Origin of the sequence: Roseovarius sp. SCSIO 43702, assembly GCF_019599045.1 — a bacterium.
Taxonomy (GTDB): domain Bacteria; phylum Pseudomonadota; class Alphaproteobacteria; order Rhodobacterales; family Rhodobacteraceae; genus Roseovarius.
The window spans coordinates 2,572,260-2,589,888 of record NZ_CP080623.1 but is presented as its reverse complement, the minus strand read 5'-3'; the positions used below and the strand labels follow the sequence as shown (position 1 = coordinate 2,589,888).

General features: G+C 64.7%; 20 protein-coding genes and 1 tRNA gene. 16 read left to right on the top strand and 5 right to left on the bottom strand.

The window, feature by feature from the left end; all coding sequences use genetic code 11:
• Positions 1 to 10 precede the first annotated feature (10 nt).
• The 9 genes from K1T73_RS18075 (at position 11) to K1T73_RS12810 (ending at position 6,479) form a co-directional block, all read left to right on the top strand.
• Complete coding sequence (locus K1T73_RS18075) at positions 11 to 1,087, top strand: DNA cytosine methyltransferase (RefSeq protein ID WP_220601082.1); 1,077 nt, start codon at positions 11 to 13, stop codon at positions 1,085 to 1,087.
• Between the two features lies 1 nt (position 1,088).
• Positions 1,089 to 1,514, top strand: a complete 426-nt coding sequence (locus tag K1T73_RS12840) for a very short patch repair endonuclease (RefSeq protein ID WP_220601081.1) — start codon at positions 1,089 to 1,091, stop codon at positions 1,512 to 1,514.
• On the top strand, positions 1,511 to 2,920 hold the full coding sequence (locus K1T73_RS12835; protein ID WP_220601080.1) for an ATP-binding protein: 1,410 nt from the start codon (positions 1,511 to 1,513) through the stop codon (positions 2,918 to 2,920). Before K1T73_RS12840 ends, K1T73_RS12835 begins: the two co-directional genes overlap by 4 nt.
• A complete protein-coding gene (locus tag K1T73_RS12830) occupies positions 2,917 to 3,924 on the top strand; it encodes an O-methyltransferase (protein WP_220601079.1) in 1,008 nt (335 codons plus the stop codon). The genes K1T73_RS12835 and K1T73_RS12830 overlap by 4 nt, the downstream gene beginning before the upstream one ends.
• A 137-nt stretch (positions 3,925 to 4,061) precedes the next feature.
• Positions 4,062 to 4,280, top strand: a complete 219-nt coding sequence (locus K1T73_RS12825; RefSeq protein WP_220601078.1) for a hypothetical protein — start codon at positions 4,062 to 4,064, stop codon at positions 4,278 to 4,280.
• Positions 4,277 to 4,774 carry a DUF2924 domain-containing protein gene (locus K1T73_RS12820; RefSeq protein ID WP_220601077.1) on the top strand — a complete coding sequence of 166 codons (498 nt, stop codon included), beginning with the start codon at positions 4,277 to 4,279 and terminating at the stop codon, positions 4,772 to 4,774. The genes K1T73_RS12825 and K1T73_RS12820 overlap by 4 nt, the downstream gene beginning before the upstream one ends.
• The gene (locus K1T73_RS18025; protein WP_310794394.1) at positions 4,771 to 5,349 is read left to right on the top strand and encodes a recombinase family protein; all 579 of its coding nucleotides are present in this window, start codon (positions 4,771 to 4,773) and stop codon (positions 5,347 to 5,349) included. The genes K1T73_RS12820 and K1T73_RS18025 overlap by 4 nt, the downstream gene beginning before the upstream one ends.
• Before the next feature lie 9 nt (positions 5,350 to 5,358).
• Positions 5,359 to 6,096, top strand: a complete 738-nt coding sequence (locus tag K1T73_RS18020; RefSeq protein ID WP_310794393.1) for a recombinase family protein — start codon at positions 5,359 to 5,361, stop codon at positions 6,094 to 6,096.
• Positions 6,096 to 6,479, top strand: coding sequence for a hypothetical protein (locus K1T73_RS12810; protein ID WP_220601076.1), 384 nt, complete (start codon positions 6,096 to 6,098; stop codon positions 6,477 to 6,479). The genes K1T73_RS18020 and K1T73_RS12810 overlap by 1 nt, the downstream gene beginning before the upstream one ends.
• A 175-nt stretch (positions 6,480 to 6,654) precedes the next feature.
• On the opposite strand, the gene K1T73_RS12805 is transcribed toward K1T73_RS12810, so the two are convergent.
• The 3 genes from K1T73_RS12805 to K1T73_RS12795 form a co-directional block, all read right to left on the bottom strand.
• The gene (locus K1T73_RS12805; RefSeq protein ID WP_220601075.1) at positions 6,655 to 7,287 is read right to left on the bottom strand and encodes a hypothetical protein; all 633 of its coding nucleotides are present in this window, start codon (positions 7,285 to 7,287) and stop codon (positions 6,655 to 6,657) included.
• Positions 7,259 to 7,549, bottom strand: coding sequence for a hypothetical protein (locus tag K1T73_RS12800; RefSeq protein WP_220601074.1), 291 nt, complete (start codon positions 7,547 to 7,549; stop codon positions 7,259 to 7,261). Before K1T73_RS12800 ends, K1T73_RS12805 begins: the two co-directional genes overlap by 29 nt.
• Positions 7,550 to 8,084: 535 nt before the next feature.
• Positions 8,085 to 8,174, bottom strand: a tRNA-Ser gene (locus tag K1T73_RS12795).
• A gap of 246 nt (positions 8,175 to 8,420) precedes the next feature.
• Between K1T73_RS12795 and K1T73_RS12790 the strand changes: the two genes are divergently transcribed.
• The 7 genes from K1T73_RS12790 to K1T73_RS12760 all read left to right on the top strand — a co-directional run bounded on the left by K1T73_RS12790 (position 8,421) and on the right by K1T73_RS12760 (position 14,966).
• Complete coding sequence (locus K1T73_RS12790; RefSeq protein WP_220601073.1) at positions 8,421 to 9,317, top strand: SPOR domain-containing protein; 897 nt, start codon at positions 8,421 to 8,423, stop codon at positions 9,315 to 9,317.
• A gap of 143 nt (positions 9,318 to 9,460) precedes the next feature.
• Positions 9,461 to 10,645, top strand: coding sequence for a D-alanyl-D-alanine carboxypeptidase family protein (locus K1T73_RS12785; RefSeq protein WP_220601072.1), 1,185 nt, complete (start codon positions 9,461 to 9,463; stop codon positions 10,643 to 10,645).
• Positions 10,642 to 11,292, top strand: coding sequence for a dTMP kinase (gene tmk, locus K1T73_RS12780; RefSeq protein ID WP_220601071.1), 651 nt, complete (start codon positions 10,642 to 10,644; stop codon positions 11,290 to 11,292). Before K1T73_RS12785 ends, tmk begins: the two co-directional genes overlap by 4 nt.
• A complete protein-coding gene (locus tag K1T73_RS12775) occupies positions 11,289 to 12,404 on the top strand; it encodes a DNA polymerase III subunit delta' (protein ID WP_220601070.1) in 1,116 nt (371 codons plus the stop codon). The genes tmk and K1T73_RS12775 overlap by 4 nt, the downstream gene beginning before the upstream one ends.
• Positions 12,405 to 12,424: 20 nt before the next feature.
• Entirely contained in the window at positions 12,425 to 13,228 is an 804-nt protein-coding gene (locus tag K1T73_RS12770; protein ID WP_220601069.1) for a TatD family hydrolase, read from the top strand.
• Complete coding sequence (locus tag K1T73_RS12765; protein ID WP_220601068.1) at positions 13,225 to 14,025, top strand: MBL fold metallo-hydrolase; 801 nt, start codon at positions 13,225 to 13,227, stop codon at positions 14,023 to 14,025. The genes K1T73_RS12770 and K1T73_RS12765 overlap by 4 nt, the downstream gene beginning before the upstream one ends.
• An 11-nt stretch (positions 14,026 to 14,036) precedes the next feature.
• Positions 14,037 to 14,966 carry an AEC family transporter gene (locus K1T73_RS12760; protein ID WP_220601067.1) on the top strand — a complete coding sequence of 310 codons (930 nt, stop codon included), beginning with the start codon at positions 14,037 to 14,039 and terminating at the stop codon, positions 14,964 to 14,966.
• Between the two features lie 142 nt (positions 14,967 to 15,108).
• On the opposite strand, the gene K1T73_RS12755 is transcribed toward K1T73_RS12760, so the two are convergent.
• Both K1T73_RS12755 and K1T73_RS12750 read right to left on the bottom strand, forming a co-directional pair.
• Positions 15,109 to 16,347 (bottom strand): mandelate racemase/muconate lactonizing enzyme family protein, encoded by a 1,239-nt coding sequence (locus K1T73_RS12755; RefSeq protein WP_220601066.1) that lies wholly within the window; start codon positions 16,345 to 16,347, stop codon positions 15,109 to 15,111.
• A 112-nt stretch (positions 16,348 to 16,459) separates the two neighbouring features.
• Positions 16,460 to 17,542 carry a Zn-dependent alcohol dehydrogenase gene (locus K1T73_RS12750; RefSeq protein WP_220601065.1) on the bottom strand — a complete coding sequence of 361 codons (1,083 nt, stop codon included), beginning with the start codon at positions 17,540 to 17,542 and terminating at the stop codon, positions 16,460 to 16,462.
• Positions 17,543 to 17,629 lie beyond the last annotated feature (87 nt).

The window sequence follows — 17,629 nt, the reverse complement described above, 5'->3', positions numbered from 1 at the left end:
GGAATGCCCCATGAGGGTTGTCGACTTGTTCTGTGGAACGGGAGGCTTCTCGCTTGGTGCTCAGCAAGCTGGATTCCAAGTTGCGGCATCAGTTGATGTCGATCAGGTTCTCACATCCTCATACAAACACAACTTTCCAAACGGGCGCCTGTTGCTCGCGGACATAGCCTCTTTGTCGGGCAGTGATCTGAAGTCTTTCGCTGGCCAACGTATTGATGGGATAATAGGAGGGCCGCCCTGCCAAGGCTTCAGTTCGATCGGTAAGCGCGATGCTGCTGACCCACGAAGTCGGCTTGTGGAGCACTTTTTCCGCATAGTCGCAGAGGTGCGACCTTCCTTTTTTGTGATGGAAAACGTGGTCGGCCTAACGCAGGGCAATGCCGCCAGCGTTCTAGAAGCCGGAATAGGTAGGCTGCCAGACTCCTACGATATTGTGGGCCCGCAAATCCTCCACTCGGCAGATTTCGGCCTGCCAACGAGCCGGCGTCGTTGCTTTGTAATTGGATTCTTGAGGGAACATTGCGACCCTCCGTTACAGGGCATCTGCAAGTGTTCCCAAAGCGTGACCGTCCGGGATGCGATTCAAGATCTCATGTCCATCCGTCCTCTTGGCTTAGACAATGAGGGCTTCGACACTTTCGAGATTGTTGATGATTCCCCTCCAAGTGCCTACGCGGCAGATCTTCGCGCAGAAGGCAACCTTTCAACAGGAAATCTACGAACTGCACATTCACCTAAAGTTCAAACGCGCTTCGCCGGAATTGAACCAGGAAGAACGGACCCCGTAGGCAGGCACCAGAGACTGAGTTGGGATGGATTGTGCCCAACTCTCCGCGCAGGCACTGGGTCAGATCGTGGATCCTATCAGTCTGTGCGGCCACTCCACCCTGAACAGCCCAGAGTAATTACTGTGAGAGAAGCTGCGAGACTCCAAGGCTTCCCTGACCGGCACCGTTTCCATCGTACGATCTGGCATAGTTTCAGAATGATTGGAAACAGCGTGCCGCCCCCGATGGCTGCCGCGGTACTCCGCTCAATTGGCCAGGCGACATTTAACCAGGGAAGCTCAAGCGTGGCCGCAGAATAATATGGACCGCATCTCACCTGAACGTCGATCTGCCCTCATGGCTAATGTTCGAAGCAAAAACACTGGCCCCGAGATGATTGTCCGAAGCATCGCACATAAGTTGGGCCTTCGGTTTCGACTTCACCGGAGGGATCTGCCAGGGACGCCGGACCTTGTATTTCCAAAATATAGACTAGTCCTTTTCGTCCATGGATGCTTTTGGCATCGGCACATTGGATGCAAAAAAGCAACCATGCCGAAATCGCGAACCGACTATTGGGCAAAAAAGTTCTCTCAAAACACTGAACGTGATCGAAGAAACCGGGCTAAGCTTGAGGCAAACGGTTGGCGCGTTGAAACAATATGGGAGTGTCAGACGAAGGATTCCCAAACCATATCCGACATCCTTCGTGAAATAACTAATGGACCAAGGGGAGTTCGCACATGACGGAGAAGCGAGAGGCAGAAACAAAGCCATCGAAATCCTTCTTCGTATCTATGCTTACGCGAGACATCGATCTCCGGGATGCGATACTCGATCTTCTCGACAATTGTATCGACGGTGCAGTTCGTAGCGGGGAAGCAAAGGGTGATCCGGAGCGCCCATATGATGGATACTGGGCAAAACTCACTCTGTCGGCTGATTGGTTTTCCTTAGAGGACAACTGCGGAGGCATCCCTATTGGCACAGCAAGACATCGCGCGTTTCGGCTAGGACGCCCACCGGGAAAAGACCATACAGATGCAGATGGCAAGACCGTAGGAGTTTACGGAATTGGCATGAAGCGCGCTATTTTTAAGCTCGGTCGCAACGCAAAGATTAACTCGAACGGCGAAGACCCCTTTCAGGTGGTAATCGACGACCAATGGCTGAGCTCTGACGATTGGCAGCCACTTGAGCTAGCTGAATACGCGCCCGATAGCGACTCACCTTCAGGTACGACCGTGTCCGTTGGTGAGCTCTATGAAACCGTAAAACGAGACCTGAGCTCAAAGGATTGGATCGAGAAATTCAAAAGGTACATCGCAAATCACTACGCGCTTATAATTTCGAAGGGTTTTGAGGTTAGTGTCATCGCCGACGGCATTTCTTCAGAACCCATTCGGTCCGCTGAGTTCGCGCTTGCAGTTACAGGCGACCTCGGCGGGGGCGGGGTTCAGCCTTTTATCTATCGCGGCGAGGTTGATGGAGTATCAGTTCATATAGTAGCGGGCTTACTTCGAAAGCCCTTAAATGCGAAAGAGATTGAAGAGGCAGAAAACGAACACGCGGAGAGGTCCCTCGCTGGCTGGACAATTGCCTGCAATGATCGTGTCGTTGTCTCGCGTGATCGTACTTTCTTGACCGGATGGGGAACGGGCGGCGTAGCCCAATATCATGGTCAATACTCAGTCATTGCAGGAATAGCGCTACTTTATGCCGACGACGTAGAGAAGTTGCCCCTCACGACGACCAAGCGGGGGCTAGATGGTTCATCGGCTGTTTACGCCCGCACACTCGACATCATGCGAGATGCTACAAAAAAGCTGACTGCTTTCACCAACGCATACAAGACAGATGAAGATCGACGTGAAATTCTGGAAGATGCACCAAAACGGACGTTGGCCGAGCTGCGTTCCTTCGATGGTCTGACCAGCGTCCAAAGGGGTACTCTAAAGGGTTTTCAAGTCCTTACGCCTGACCTTCCGAGGCCAGTCAAGAAGAAGCGCAATCCGCGCGTGACCTTTGAAGCCTCACGCGGAGAGATTGGCGCATTGAAAGACTTCTTCGAGGACGACGGCCTTACTGACAACGAAGTCGGTCGCTCAGCTTTTGAATTCGCCTTGGAAACCGCAGGGTACAAGGGCCCATGAGCGGCGGCGCGTCCATTCCTTACCACCTCCGCACAGCCAAGATGGCCGATCGGAGCTTTTTTGTGGAGCTCCTTCGGCGCTTGGAGCGCGTGCGAAGACTCGACGATTACGTCTATGCCTCCATGGGGGGCTACCCCATGGCCGATCATCACCGTGTGCATCGGGTTCTGGGAATAAAGCGCCTTTTCTGTTTCGACGAAGACCCGAAGACGGTAGCCCGTCAGAAGTTCAACAAGCCGATTCCAGATTGTAAGTGCGCCGAACTGACTACAGAGGAGTTCGTATCTGATCCAGCATACGCTTATCGAAGGGCGGGGATCTTGGACTGGGAAGGGCAGATTGTCTGGTTGGATTATACGAGGCCCGGTGAGCTTGGTCAGAATGTGGAGGAGTTCGTACGGCTCCTCGCCGCATGCGACCACGGGGATATAATTCGGATTACGTTGAATGCCAACGAACGAGCTATCAAAGGCGGGTCTGACAAACTATCAAAAGCGGAAAAGCTCGCTCGTCGCTTCGCTTGGCTTGAGAGCGAAGTCGGACAATACATTCCCGAGGACGCCAAGCCGGTAGATTTAACTGAGATCGGATTCCCAGCACTTTTGGCGCGGATCATTCGTGCGGCTGCTGCTGACGCTCTGGGCAACGAAACTGTTCGACCGCTTTCGTTGGTAAGGTATGCTGATGGTCAGCAGATGTTCGCGGCATCGATGATTGTTGACAAAGGCGATCCGGAAAGGCCGATCGAACTGGGAAAGCTTCGTGCCTGGTCGCTTCTTTCTTCTACATGGTCTGAAATTCATCCGATCAAGATTGCCGCTCTGACGTCGCGAGAACGCGATTTGGTAGCACGACTCGTGCCGTCTCTACGTCCGGAAAAGCTGGCCAGCGATTTGCCTTTTGATCCTTTCGACGGCACGATGAGCCGCGCCCAAATTGCGGAGCACTTCTCGAAGTATCAAGACTTGTTGAGATTCTATCCGGATGTGCTCGTTGTCGACTGAGTCTGTAAATCCAGGCCATGAGCAAGCTTCTAGCTTCGATCAACTTCCTTCTATTACGACAACCTGTTGTTTTCACTTGAAATCCCTCGCCGCGCGCGGCGAACACGGAGCAAACCGCCTCAGGAGGTTCGCTCCCCATGCCCAACGACATCATCTTCGCGCCGCACGCCGACACTCTTACCACCGATGAGCGGCTGGCAGAACTGGCCGCCATCCTCGCCGGCGCCATCACGCGCACCAACCCACTGGCAACGAACGAGAATTCGCCGCTCGACGGAGACAGTTCGCTGGACATTCTCGCACTCAGACGCCGTCGTCGGAGACAGGTTCGCAACCGAGTTGGAGACGACGCATGAGAAAAACTACAAGGAAATCAGGCGCGAAGGCCGCGCGCACGCACCAGACGGCGGGGATCGACGTCCTGGCCGAACTGGCGGCGCTGAAGGCGATGACGGTGCCCGAGCTCCAGGAGAAGTGGCAGGCCATCTTCGGGGAACGCGCGCCGAATGCCAGCCGCGGCAACCTTGAGCTTAGGCTTGGCTACCGCATCCAGGAACTGGCCCATGGCGGGCTGCGCCGGGAGACGCGCCGGACGCTCGATGCGCTGGCCGCCGAGGTCATGAGCGGCAAGCTGGGCGGCATGGTGGCGGACCCGCGCAAGCCGGCGCCCGGCACAAAGCTCGTCCGCGAGTGGGGCGGCGAAGAGCACATGGTCACCGTTCTGGCGGATGGCTTCGAATGGCAGGGCCGGCGTTTCAAGTCTCTGTCGGCCGCGGTCCGTGCGATCACCGGGGCGCACTGGAATGGCTGGCGCTTCTTCGGCCTCGACCAGACCGGAGGCGCCCGATGACCAGAAAGTCCCAGACCGAACCGGCGCGACGCCTTCGCTGCGCCGTCTACACCCGGAAGTCGAGCGAGGAAGGGCTCGACATGGAGTTCAACAGCCTCGACGCGCAGCGCGAGGCCTGTGAGGCGTTCATCGCCAGCCAACGCGCGGAGGGGTGGGCCTGTCTGCGGGAACGCTACGACGACGGCGGCGTCTCGGGCGGCACACTGGACCGCCCTGCGCTCAAGCAGCTGATCGCCGATGTCGAGGACGGGCTGATCGACGTGGTCGTGGTCTACAAGATAGACCGTCTCAGCCGCGCGCTGATGGATTTCTCCAAGCTGGTCGAGATCTTCGACCGCCACGGCGTGACCTTCGTATCCGTCACGCAGTCCTTCAACACGACCACGTCCATGGGTCGGCTGACGCTGAACATCCTGCTCAGCTTCGCCCAGTTCGAACGCGAGGTGATCGGCGAGCGGATCCGCGACAAGGTCGCCGCCTCGAAGAAGAAGGGCATGTGGATGGGCGGCTACGTGCCGCTCGGCTACGACGTGGTTGACCGCAAGCTGATCGTGAACGAGGCCGAGGCGGCGTAGGTCCGGACCATGTTCGAACTCTTCGCGCGGTCCGATTCCACTGCGGCCGTTATCCGGGAGCTGAACGCCCGCGGCATCCGGTCGAAGCGCGGCCGGCCCATCGACCGCGGGGCGCTCTACAAGCTTCTGCACAACCGCATCTACCGTGGAGAGATCACCCACAAGGGCGAGACCTATCCCGGCATGCACGAGCCCATCGTCGATGCGGAGCTGTGGGATGCCGCCCATGCCGTGCTGGCCGGCAACCGCAACCAGCGGGCCGGGCGCACGCGGAGCACCGAGCCGGCGCTGCTGCGCGGGCTGATCTTCACCGAGACCGGCGCCGCGATGACCCCGCACCACACGAAGAAGGGCAACCGGCGGTACTGCTATTACGTGTCGATGGATGTGATCCAGAAACGGCCGACGGCCGAGCTGCGCGGGCCCCAGCGGCTCCCCACGGCCATGGTGGAGAAAGCGGTCATCGGCGAGATCCGGCGGCGGCTGCGCACGCCGGAGGTCATCGCGCGCACCGCCCGCACGCTAAAGAAAGAGCGGCCCGACCTAGACGAGGGCACCGTGACCGCGGCGCTCACGCAGTTCGACGATCTCTGGGAGGCGCTGATCCCGGCCGAGCAGGCACGCGTCATCCAACTGCTCGTGGCGCGCGTGACCGTGGGCGAGGACGGGCTCGATATCGATCTCCGCCATGACGGCCTCGGCGCGCTGGCGAGCCTGATGACGCCCGCGCAGGAGGACGCTGCCTGATGCCCGCAAACGACACGATCCGCGTCCACATCCCGCTCACGGTCCGCAAACGCGGCGGCCGGCCGCGCATCCTGCCGCCGAAGGTCGTAGAGGCGTCGGACCCGCCGCCGGGACAGGATCCCCGCGTGCTGCGCGCCATCGGTCGAGCATGGGCGTGGAGGCAGCGGATGGCGCGCGGCGAGATCACCACCATCGCCGATCTCGCCGCCGAAGAAGGTCTCTCCGATCGCTATGTCAGCCGCCTCCTGCGCCTCGCTTGGCTGGCGCCCGAGGTTCTCGAGCGACTGGTCGTGCGCCGCGAACCCTGCGCGATCAGCCTCTACGACCTGTGCTTTGTTGCGTCCATGCCGTGGGACGAGCAGCCGGCGCGGGTGTTCGACTGAGCCAACCGTTCGGGTTCAGTATTGCTTCCAATCGCGGAGCGCTGGCATTTCGATCGAGCTTTGCCGCCGTTTTAACCCAAGAAGACGGAACCAGCCGGAAGGAAGGTGCCGAATTTTCATGCGTTTGGGCAGGAGCAAGCGTGCAGCGAATATTTTGGGAGACTTCGCATCCCCGCTAGTTCGCGCACTGCTCTTGATACCCCTCCAGCGCCATACTGAGAAACCCCTCAATCATTTGATCTCCCAAAGCATCCAAGTTTGGATTCGAGTTCATTTCGTCGCTTTCCATAAACCTCTTTAGCAAATCCGGATGATGCTTGTTCATGAGTGCCGCGAGGATGAAAGCGGTGCCCATCGCCTGCTTTTCATCCCCTGCCTGTAAGAAATCGATAGAGGACTGAGACACGCCAAGCGCCAAGACACTGCTCAAACGCTCATCTTCGGGGAGCGCTTCTGCCGCAGAAAAGGCTGCCTCCAAGTCAGCAGCACTGTTCGTAGAAAGAACTTGTTCGAAGTCTCGGTAGACGGAGCAGGCTTGCACACTCAAACCATCATCTTTTCCATCGCTTCCTGAGTTGGCGGGCTTCGGCGCTGTCTGAACTTCTTGGGGGCAACCTTTGAAGGGAAAATACCTCTGCCCGCCATAGAAATACTCTTCGCCGATATGTTTGCGGCGCGCTTTCTTGTTCACTTCCACAATCCGGTCGTAGATGCTGGGGTCAGATATCGACGCAAAACACGCGTCTTTCATGTTTTCGACGCCAATCATTCCTCGTGTTTCAGCGGCTTGTTCGGCAGCACTGCTCAAAGCAGATCCAAACCTTTTCATAGGTCTCATTGCGTTCCCTGCATCCATCAATTACGCGGTGAGCGCTCGGTCCGTAGAACTCATCCTGAATCGCCGTTTGCAGCATCTCATAGGCGACCACGCCTTCCTTCAAGCACTCTGGCATGTTGTTGTATGAGTCGGAGTTCACCTCGTTGCACTCATCAATAACTTCCTGTGGCACCTCGGCACCGGCCATCGATGCTGCGAGACAGAAAATGCCTGTTGTAAGAATGCGCTTCATCACCAACCTCGTTCCTTACGGTCGAGGCTAGTTTGGATTGTGGGGCAGGATCAAGATCAACGTCTGTTAGATGGCATCAGCCAGCATCGCGAAGTAATCCGCGACGATCAGATCGTTCTCTTCATCGGTCCAGGGGCCACTCGCCATGCCGCCAGGCTAGAGGCGCGATGTGCGTTTGTCATCAATGGCTTCGCGAAGGCCGCAGCCGATTGATCCGCCACCGCTACGCGCCGTTCTGCCAGCGCACCCATCGGCTACGCCTCCTGCTTGTTCGATCTCCGTTCCGCTCGATAGCGATGGAAACAGGGCGCGCAGTTTTGGCGGGGTTGCGAGTCAGGCCATTGGAAAGGCAAGAAAAATATCGACCGAACCGGAATCGGCGCGGTTCGCCCGACCAGAGACTAAAGGCCATTCAGAGACGGAAATCGCTGCGCGCCGCCGTCTCAGCGGTTCGCACCCACACGGCAAACCCCTTTGAAAACAGAAGAAAATCCGCCTCGGCCGGGCGGCCTGAATAGGTTCGAAAGGGTGATGGTGGCGGAGGAGGTGGGATTCGAACCCACGGTGGGCGTGAACCCACGCCGGTTTTCAAGACCGGTGCATTCGACCACTCTGCCACTCCTCCGGCCCGAAGGGGCCTACACCGGCGGTCACGATTCTGAAAGACGGCAAATCCAACTCCCGCGCATGGGGAAATCCGCCGAAATGCCGTTTGCGCACTTTTCTCGCAGGTCCGCATTCGCTACACTTCCCGCGCGCGGCAACGACCGCGCCTTTTGCGTGACCGATCCCGGCGGTAACGGGGCAAGGACATGAGACTCGAGGCACGCGGGCCGTTGCGCCCGCCGCGACAGGCTAGGGGCGGTGAGCCATGATTGAATTTCTGGGATGCGTGCATCGCGGCGGACGGGCGGTGATCGTGGCCGGTGTGGCCGGGCTGACGCTTGCGGGCTGCGAAGGGGGCGTGAACCCGTTCAAGGCACGCCCCGACACGGCCGAAAGCGCGCCCGAGGCGGCGTCCTCCGTGCGGCTGGTCGAGCGCGATGTCGAGGCGCCCGATGTGTTCCAGGTGACGGACCAGGGCCTCTGGGACGGTCGCCCGTCGCTGGGCGGCGTCTGGGTCGCGCATCCCGACGTGAAGGAGCCCGAGCGCGTCATCATCCGAAATACCGCGAACGGCAAATTCGTGATCGGCGCGCTGTTCCGGCGCGAGCGGGCCAATCCGGGCCCCGTGCTCCAGGTCTCGTCGGATGCCGCCGCGGCGCTCGAAATGCTGGCCGGCGCCCCCGCCAGGCTCAACGTGACCGCCCTGCGCCGCGAGGAACAGCCCGACGCGGCGGGCACGCCCGATGCCGCCGCCGCGGAACTCGCGCCCGAGGCGGTCGAGACCACGACGCTCGATCCCGTCGCGGGTGCCGCCGCGGCCATCGACGCCGCCGAGGCCGAGGCCGGAACCGACACCGCGGCCGCGCCCGCACCGGCCGCCACGGCGCCCGCGCCGAAACCCGCCGCGGCCGCCGTCCAGCCAAGCGCGCTCGACAAACCCTACATCCAGATCGGCATCTTCAGCGTCGAGCAGAACGCCGAGAACACCGCCACCGCGATGCGGCGCGCCGGCATGGTGCCCACGGTGCTCGAGCAGAGCTCGGCGGGCAAGACCTTCTGGCGCGTGATCGTCGGACCGGCCGCAACCCGTTCGGAACGGGCCGCGCTTCTCGACAAGATCAAGGGCATCGGCTTCGACGATGCCTACGCCGTGACGAACTAGGGTCCGCGCCAGGATCGCGGGACCCTTCCGGCGCACCGCCGGAGCGAAGAAGGATATGACGGATCGCGCGACCGCGAGGGGCGCGACCCGCTCCCGCCGGCCCCCGGGGGCCCTGCACGCAACGAAAAGACGGACCGCTGCCAATGACTGTTTTGACCCGTATCGCCCTTTCCGCCCTGCTGGCCCTGGCCATGGCGCTGCCCGCGCGCGCTTTCGACACGCGCGCCACGGCGGCCTTCGTGGTCGACGTGGGCACCGGCACCGTGCTTCTGTCCAAGAACGCCGATCAGCCGCTGCCGCCCGCCTCGATGTCCAAGCTCATGACGCTCTACGTGGCGTTCGAGGCCATCCGCGACGGACGCCTTGCCATGACCGAGGAACTGCCCGTCTCGCAGCACGCGGCGCAATATGGCGGCTCGACGATGTTTCTCCAGCCCGGGGAGCGGGTGACGGTCGAGGATCTCATCCGCGGCATCATCGTGCTGTCGGGCAACGACGCCTGCGCCGTCATCGCCGAGGCGCTCAGCCCCGATGGCACCGAGGCGGGGTTCGCGCGTTTCATGACGCGCCGCGCGCAGAACATGGGGATGACGAACTCCACCTTCACCAACTCGAACGGCTGGCCCGCACCGGGCCACCGGATGAGCATGCGCGATCTCGCGCTGGTGTCGCGCAAGCTCATACAGGATTTCCCCGAATACTATCCGATGTTCGCCGAGACCGAGTTCCTCTTCGACGAGAAGGAGGCGCAGAACCGCTACAACCGCAACCCGCTGCTGACCCTCGGGATCGGGGCCGACGGGCTCAAGACCGGGCATACGCAGGAGGCAGGCTACGGCCTCGCCGGGTCGGCGGTGCAGGGCGGTCGGCGTGTCATCTTCGTGATCTCGGGCCTGGCCAGCGCCGATGCCCGCGCCGAGGAGGCCGAGGCCATCGTCAACTGGGCCTTCCGCCAGTTCGCCGAACGCCAGGTCGTCGCGGGCGGAACCGAGGTCGCGCGCGCCGATGTCTGGATGGGCGAGACGGCCAGCGTGGGCCTCATGGCGCGCGACGACGTGAGCACGCTGATGCCCGCCATGTCCGCCGGTCCGCTCAAGGCCGAGGTGGTCTACCAGGGGCCCATCGAGGCGCCGATCTCGCAAGGGGACGAACTGGCCGAGCTGGTCTTCGCGCCCGAGGGCCTGCCCGAGACGCGCGTGCCGCTCGTCGCGGCGTCGGACGTGGCGCGCGGCGGCTTCGTGAACCGGATCAAGACCGTCTCGTCGCTGCTGCTCACCCGCCTGCAACGCGGCCCCGAGGCCGAGAGCGCCGCGGAGGAGGCGAGTTGAGCCAGGGCGCGGCCCGCGACAGTTCGAGACCGGGCCTTTTCATCACCTTCGAGGGCATCGACGGGTCGGGCAAATCCACGCAGGCGCGCCGCCTTGCCGACACGCTGCGTGCCGAGGGACGCCGCCTGCGTCTCACGCGCGAGCCGGGCGGCTCGCCGGGCGCCGAGGAGATCCGCGCGCTGGTGCTCGAGGGCGCCGCCGATCGCTGGTCGCCCGAGACCGAGATCCTGCTCTTCACCGCCGCGCGCCGCGATCACATGGAGCGGGTGATCGCCCCCGCGCTCGCCGCCGGGGAGGTGGTGATCTGCGACCGTTTCTCCGACAGCACGCGCATGTACCAGGGCCTTGCGCGGCCCGACCTGCGCGACATGGTGGATGCGCTGCACCGCCTCGTCATCGGGCGCGAGCCCGACCTCACGCTGCTGGTCGACATGGACCCGTCCCTGGGCCTCGAGCGCGCGCTGGACCGCGCGGGCGGCGAGGAACGGTTCGAGCGGATGGGCCTCGACTGGCAGGAGCGGATGCGCGCGGGATTCCTCGACCTCGCGCGCGAGTACCCCGACCGCATCGCCGTCATCGACGGCGCGCGCGACGCCGGGGAGGTCGCCGCCGACGTGGCCCGCATCGTGCGGGAGCGCCTCGCATGAGCGATGCCGCCACCCCCCAGCCGGACCGCGTCGAAGGCGCGCCGCATCCGCGCGACACGCCCGCGCTGATCGGGCAGGGCGCTGCCGAGGCGGCCTTTCTCGACGCTTTCACCGGCGGGCGGCTGCATCACGGCTGGCTTCTCACGGGGCCGCGCGGCGTGGGCAAGGCGACGCTCGCCTGGCGGATCGCGCGCTTCCTTCTGGCAACACCCGCGCCCGGCGGTGACGGCGGGCTCTTCGGCGCGCCGCCCCGGCCCGAAACGCTCGCGATCCCCGGCGACCACCCCGTCGCCGCCCGCGTCCGCGCGGGCTCGGACCCGGGGCTCTATCACATCACGCGAAGCGTGAACCCCAAGACCGACCGCCTGCGCGCGCAGATCGTGGCCGAGGACGTGCGCGACCTGAACCGCTTCCTCCAGCTTTCCTCGACCGAGGGCGGTCATCGCGTCGTCATCATCGACAGCGCCGACGAGATGAACGTGCAGGCCGCCAACGCGCTTCTCAAGATGCTCGAGGAGCCGCCCGCACGCACCACGCTTCTCCTCGTGAGCCACGCGCCCGCGCGCCTTCTGCCGACGATCCGCTCGCGCTGCCGCGAATTGCGCCTCCTGCCGCTCTCGCCCGACGACATGGCGCGCGCCCTCGCCCAGGCGGGGGTCGAGACCGACAGCGCCGAGGCGCTCGCGGCGCTGGCCGCCGGATCGGTGGGCGAGGCGGTGCGCCTCGCGAACCTGGGCGGGCTCGACCTCTATGCCGAACTGCTGGCCATCGTCGGAAGCCTGCCGCGCCTCGACCGGCCCCGCGCGCTCGCGCTGGCCGACACGGTGGCGGCGCGCGGGGCCGAGGACCGTCTCGACCTCCTGCTCTCGCTGCTCGACGTGCTGCTCGCACGGCTCGCGCGCACCGGCGCCACGGGCACGCCCCCCGATCCCCCCGCCGCGCCCGGCGAGGCAGAAACGCTCGCCCGCCTCGCCCCCGATCCGTCCGCGGCCCGCGCCTGGGCCGACCGCGCGGCCGAGATCGGCGCCCGCGCCCGCCACGCCCGCGCGGTCAACCTTGACCCTGCCGCGCTCGTGCTTGATACGGTGTTCAGACTGAAAGAGACCGCCTGAACGACCCTCCCGGAGGCCCCATGAGCCGCGTCGAGATCACCGACAGCCATTGCCACCTCGATTTCCCCGAACTGAACGACGAGATCGACGAGGTGATCGCCCGTGCCCTGCGCGCCGGCGTCACGCGCATGGTCACGATCTGCACCAGGCTCCGCAACGAACCCGCCGTGCGCGCGCTGGCCGAGGCGCATGCGCCCGTCTTCTACGCGGCGGGCACGCACCCGATGTCCGTGGCGGACGAGCCCATGGCCACGCTCGATGAGCTTTTGACCATAGCCGAACACCCGAAATGCGTCGGCATCGGCGAGACCGGGCTCGACTACCACTACACGTCCCAAAGCGCCGAGGCGCAGCAGGAGAGCCTGCGCATCCATATCGCCGCCGCGCGCGAGACGGGACTGCCGCTCATCATCCACGCGCGCGACGCGGATGCCGACATGGCCCGCATCCTGGCCGAGGAACACGGGCGCGGCGCCTATTCCTGCGTGATGCACTGCTTCTCGTCGGGCGCGGGGCTGGCGCGCGCGGCGCTCGATCTCGGGTTTTACCTCTCGATGTCGGGCATCGCGGCCTTCCCGCGCTCGTCCGAACTGCGCGAGATCTTCGCGAGCGCACCCGTGGAGCGCATCCTGCTCGAGACCGATGCGCCCTATCTCGCGCCGCCGCCCCATCGCGGCAAGCGCAACGAGCCCGCCTATACCGTCCATACCGGGCAGGTGGGCGCCGAGGTCTTCGGCATGGACTGGCCCGATTTCGCGGCACAGACGCAGGCGAATTTCGCGCGCCTTTTCAGCAAGGTGCCGGCCTTCGAGGCCGCCTCATGAGCAAGACCCGCCGCTTCACCATCCTCGGATGCGGCTCGTCGGGCGGGGTGCCGCGCCTTGGCGGGCACTGGGGCGATTGCGACCCCGCGAATCCCCGCAACACGCGCCGCCGCTGCTCGCTCCTGATCGAACAGGAGGGCGAGAGGGGGACCACCCGCGTGCTGATCGACACCTCGCCCGATCTGCGCGCGCAACTGCTCGACGCGGGCGTGGGCGTGCTCGACGCCGTGGTCTACACCCACAGCCACGCCGATCACGTCCACGGGCTCGATGATCTGCGCGTCGTCGTTTTCAACCGCCGCGAACGTCTGCCGGTCTGGGCCGACGGCGACACGCAGAACGCGCTTCTGGGCCGTTTCGCCTATGCCTTCATCCAGCCCGCAAGCTCGCCCTATCCGCCGATCCTCGACATGCATACGATCAACGGCGACATCACGATCTCGGGGGCGGGCGGCGACGTCGTGCTGACACCCTTCGAGGTGAACCACGGCTCGATGGAGGCGCTGGGGTTCCGCGTCGGCGATCTTGCCTATCTGCCCGACGTGGCCGAGATCCCCGAGACCTCGTGGCCCGTGCTGGAGGGGCTCGATATCTGGATCCTCGACGCGCTGCGGCGCACCCCGCATCCGACACATGCCCATCTCGAACGCTCGCTCGAATGGATGCACCGCGCGCGACCGCGGCAGGGCGTGCTCACCAACATGCATATCGACATGGATTACGACACGCTCGTCGCCGAGTTGCCCGACTGGATCACGCCCGCCCATGACGGCATGGTGCTGACCCAGACGGTCTGAGCGCCGCCGCGATGCAGGCGCTGGTCGAGGTCATCCTGCCGGTCTTCGGCGTCATCGGTTTCGGCTATCTCGCGGTCTGGCGCGGCTGGTTCGCCCAGGTCCACGTGGACGGTCTCATGCGGTTCACGCAGAACTTCGCGATCCCGTGCCTGCTTTTCTCGGCCATCGCGCGGCTCGACCTCGGGGCGGGGTTCGACTGGCGGTTGCTGCTCAGCTTCTATTCGGGCGCCTTCCTGTCGTTCCTCGCTGGCACCTTCATCGCGCTGCGCCTCTTCGGGCGCGAGCTCGAAGAGGCGATCGCGGTGGGCTTCTGCTGTCTCTTCTCCAACTCGGTGCTGCTGGGCCTCCTGATCACCGAACGCGCCTACGGGCCCGAGGCACTGGTGGCGAACTACGCGATCATCGCCGTCCATTCGCCCTTCTGCTACGGCGTGGGGATCACCGCGATGGAACTGGCCCGTGCCCGCGGCGCCGGACGGTTCGCCTTCCTGCCGCGCGTCGGGCGCGCGATGTTCTCGAACGCGCTCATCATCGGGATCGGGCTCGGTTTCGCGGTCAACCTCTCGGGCCTCGCCGTGCCCGCGCCGCTCTGGGACGGCGTGACGCTTCTGGCGCGGGCGGCGCTGCCGGCGGCGCTTTTCGGGTTGGGCGGGGTGCTCGTGCAATACAAGCCACAGGGCGATCTGCGCCTCATCGCCTGCGTGATGGCGCTTTCGCTCCTGGTCCACCCGGCGATCACCCGCGCGCTCGCGGCGCTTCTCGAGCTGCCCGATGCGGCGACGCGCTCGGCCGTGGTGACGGCGGCGATGGCGCCGGGGGTCAACAGCTACATCTTCGCCAACATGTATGGGCGCGCGCGCAAGGTCGCGGCCTCGAGCGTGCTGCTCGCCACCGCCGTCACGCCGCTCACGGCCTGGCTCTGGCTGGGGCTCCTGCCCTGAAATCACCCCCAAAAGGGCCGCGAGATCGGTCCGGTCCGTCGCCGTCCTGCGCACGCCCCTTTAACGATTGCCGCGACTCACCCTCCACCGACGCGATACCGACGTGGATACCGACATGGATACCGACGTGGGGTGCGGCCCGTTAACCCTTGGCCGATGTCTCTGCCGCGCCGCCCTGGAACGCGTTGCCGCGCTCGTAGTCGCAGGGCGCCTCCTGCATCTCGAGATGAAGCCCCGTGCCCTCGTAGGGATGCGCCCGTGCCAGCGCCTCGTCCACCTCGATCCCGAGACCCGGCGTCTCGGGTGGAATGACGAATCCGCCATCCATTTCAATACTTTGCCGGATGAGGCTGCGGTGAAACCCGGTGTCGATCGTCTCGGCCATCAAGAGGTTCGGAATCGAGGCGGCGAGGTGGATGTTGGCCGCCCATTCCACCGGCCCCGCATAGAGATGCGGCGCCACCTGCGCGTTGTAGGCCTCCGCCATGGCGGAGATCTTCTTTGCCTCCCAGATGCCGCCCACGCGCCCCAGCGCCGGTTGCAGGATCGCCGCCGCCCCCGCCCGCAACACGGGCGCGAATTCCGCCTTGGAAACAAGGCGTTCGCCGGTCGCGACCGGGATCGGAACGGCGCGCGCGACCTCGGCCATCTGGGCGACGTTGTCGGGGGGAATGGGCTCTTCGTACCAGAGCGGATCGTAGGGCGCGATCGCCCGCCCGAGGCGGATCGCGCCTGCGGTGGTGAACTGCCCATGCGTGCCGAAAAGCAGGTCCGCCCGGTCGCCCACCGCCTCGCGTATGGCCTTGCAGAACGCCACCGACAGCGCGATGTCGCGCCGTCCCGGCATATGTCCGCCCCGGATCGTGTAGGGGCCGGCCGGATCGAACTTTATCGCCGTATATCCGGCGCTTACACAGGCCTCGGCCGACTCCGCCGCCATCTCGGGCGAGGTCCAGAAGGCCGAGACGTCGTGATGGGGCAGGGGATAGAGATAGGTATAGGCGCGCACCCGCGCGTTCATCCGTCCGCCCAGAAGCGCCCAGACCGGCCGCTCGCGCGCCTTGCCCAGGATGTCCCAGCAGGCGATCTCGAGCCCCGAGAAGGCGCCCATGACCGTGGGGTCCGGCCGCTGCGTGAAGCCTGCCGAATAGGCCCGGCGGAACATCAGCTCGATATTCTCGGGGCTCTCGCCCTCCATGTGCCGCGCGAACACGTCGCCGATCACGGCGCGCATCGCCCCGGGGCCGATGGCGGTGGCATAGCATTCGCCCCAGCCGGTCAGCCCCGTGTCGGTGGTGAGCTTGACCAGGATCCAGTAGCGCCCGCCCCAGCCCGGCGCGGGCGGGGCGGTCACGATGATGTCGAGGTCCGCGAGTTTCATGGGATGTTAACCTCTCGTGGTCAATGTCGCATGGTTGGCACGATCCGACGGGGGCGAGGGGCCAGCCCCTCGCGCTCCCCGGGATGTTTCCGGCAAGAAGAAGGGGATGCCCTCATTGAAGGATGATCACGTTGCGCTTCGCCGTGCCGGATTTCGTGTCGGCGATGGCCTCGTTGATCTGGTCGAGGCGCCAGCGCCCCGAGATCAGCTCGTCGAGCTTCAGGCGCCCCTGGAGGTAGAGATCGGCCATCCAGGGGATGTCGCGGCGGATGACCACGTCGCCCATCTTGGAACCGACGAGGCCCTGGCCGCTCGCCGCGAAATTGACCGGCTCGTAGCTTGCGGCCGCGCCCGAGGGGGGCATGCCGACCATGATGACACGCCCGCCCGGCGCGAGGTAGCGGGGTGCCGTCTCGAAAGCGGCGATCGCGCCCACCGTGACGAAGACCGCGTCCGCGCCCCGCCCGAGCGCCTCCTTGGCCGCGCGCCACGGCTTGGCATCGGTGGCCAGCACCGTGTCGGTCGCGCCGAACTCGCGCGCGACGTCCAGCTTTCCTCGGGTGAGGTCGACCGCCACGATGCGCCGAGCCCCGGCGATGCGGGCGCCCTGGATGGTGTTGAGCCCGACGCCGCCCGCGCCGATCACCACCGCGTCCTGTCCGGGCCGCAGTCGCGCCGCGTTGACCACCGCGCCCACCCCGGTGATCACCCCGCAAGCCAGGAGCGAGGCGGTATCCATCGCGATCCCTTCTGGCAACTCGACAAGCTGGCTCTGGTGCACGACGACCTTCTCGGCGAAGGCCCCGCAGGCCATCGCCTGATGCAGCGCGCCGCCCCCGATCCGCGTGAGCGGGCCGTCCTCCGGCTGCGCCGTATCGCAGCGCGTCGGCGCGCCCGCCGCGCAGCTTGCGCATTGCCCGCAAGCCCGGATCAGCGTCACCACCACCCGCGCGCCGGTGCGCAGGCCCGTGACCCCGGGGCCCACCGCCGCGACGAGGCCCGCGGCCTCGTGGCCATAGACCGCCGGGAGCGTCCCGCCCCAGGCGCCGTCCGCGTAGGAGATATCCGAATGGCAGATCGCCACCGCGTGCAGGTCGACCATGACCTCGCCGGGCCCCGGGTCGCGCAGATCGACCTCCGCGATCTCGAGCGGCGCACCGAAACGGTGGCAGATGGCGGCCCTGATCCTTGGCATGGCGTTCCTTTCCCCGGTCTCCCGACGCTGACCGCATTCGCGCGAACGATCAACCCCCGGATTTCGTGCGGGGTCCGGCCCCGCCTG

Excerpts from the sequence above, each read along its gene's own strand:
- K1T73_RS18075 (WP_220601082.1), top strand. The coding sequence starts at position 11 with ATGAGGGTTGTCGACTTGTTCTGTGGAACGGGAGGCTTCTCGCTTGGT.
- K1T73_RS12840 (WP_220601081.1), top strand. The coding sequence starts at position 1,089 with ATGGACCGCATCTCACCTGAACGTCGATCTGCCCTCATGGCTAATGTT.
- K1T73_RS12835 (WP_220601080.1), top strand. The coding sequence starts at position 1,511 with ATGACGGAGAAGCGAGAGGCAGAAACAAAGCCATCGAAATCCTTCTTC.
- K1T73_RS12830 (WP_220601079.1), top strand. The coding sequence starts at position 2,917 with ATGAGCGGCGGCGCGTCCATTCCTTACCACCTCCGCACAGCCAAGATG.
- K1T73_RS12825 (WP_220601078.1), top strand. The coding sequence starts at position 4,062 with ATGCCCAACGACATCATCTTCGCGCCGCACGCCGACACTCTTACCACC.
- K1T73_RS12820 (WP_220601077.1), top strand. The coding sequence starts at position 4,277 with ATGAGAAAAACTACAAGGAAATCAGGCGCGAAGGCCGCGCGCACGCAC.
- K1T73_RS18025 (WP_310794394.1), top strand. The coding sequence starts at position 4,771 with ATGACCAGAAAGTCCCAGACCGAACCGGCGCGACGCCTTCGCTGCGCC.
- K1T73_RS18020 (WP_310794393.1), top strand. The coding sequence starts at position 5,359 with ATGTTCGAACTCTTCGCGCGGTCCGATTCCACTGCGGCCGTTATCCGG.
- K1T73_RS12810 (WP_220601076.1), top strand. The coding sequence starts at position 6,096 with ATGCCCGCAAACGACACGATCCGCGTCCACATCCCGCTCACGGTCCGC.
- K1T73_RS12800 (WP_220601074.1), bottom strand. The coding sequence starts at position 7,549 with ATGAAGCGCATTCTTACAACAGGCATTTTCTGTCTCGCAGCATCGATG.
- K1T73_RS12790 (WP_220601073.1), top strand. The coding sequence starts at position 8,421 with ATGATTGAATTTCTGGGATGCGTGCATCGCGGCGGACGGGCGGTGATC.
- K1T73_RS12785 (WP_220601072.1), top strand. The coding sequence starts at position 9,461 with ATGACTGTTTTGACCCGTATCGCCCTTTCCGCCCTGCTGGCCCTGGCC.
- K1T73_RS12775 (WP_220601070.1), top strand. The coding sequence starts at position 11,289 with ATGAGCGATGCCGCCACCCCCCAGCCGGACCGCGTCGAAGGCGCGCCG.
- K1T73_RS12770 (WP_220601069.1), top strand. The coding sequence starts at position 12,425 with ATGAGCCGCGTCGAGATCACCGACAGCCATTGCCACCTCGATTTCCCC.
- K1T73_RS12765 (WP_220601068.1), top strand. The coding sequence starts at position 13,225 with ATGAGCAAGACCCGCCGCTTCACCATCCTCGGATGCGGCTCGTCGGGC.
- K1T73_RS12760 (WP_220601067.1), top strand. The coding sequence starts at position 14,037 with ATGCAGGCGCTGGTCGAGGTCATCCTGCCGGTCTTCGGCGTCATCGGT.
- K1T73_RS12755 (WP_220601066.1), bottom strand. The coding sequence starts at position 16,347 with ATGAAACTCGCGGACCTCGACATCATCGTGACCGCCCCGCCCGCGCCG.
- K1T73_RS12750 (WP_220601065.1), bottom strand. The coding sequence starts at position 17,542 with ATGCCAAGGATCAGGGCCGCCATCTGCCACCGTTTCGGTGCGCCGCTC.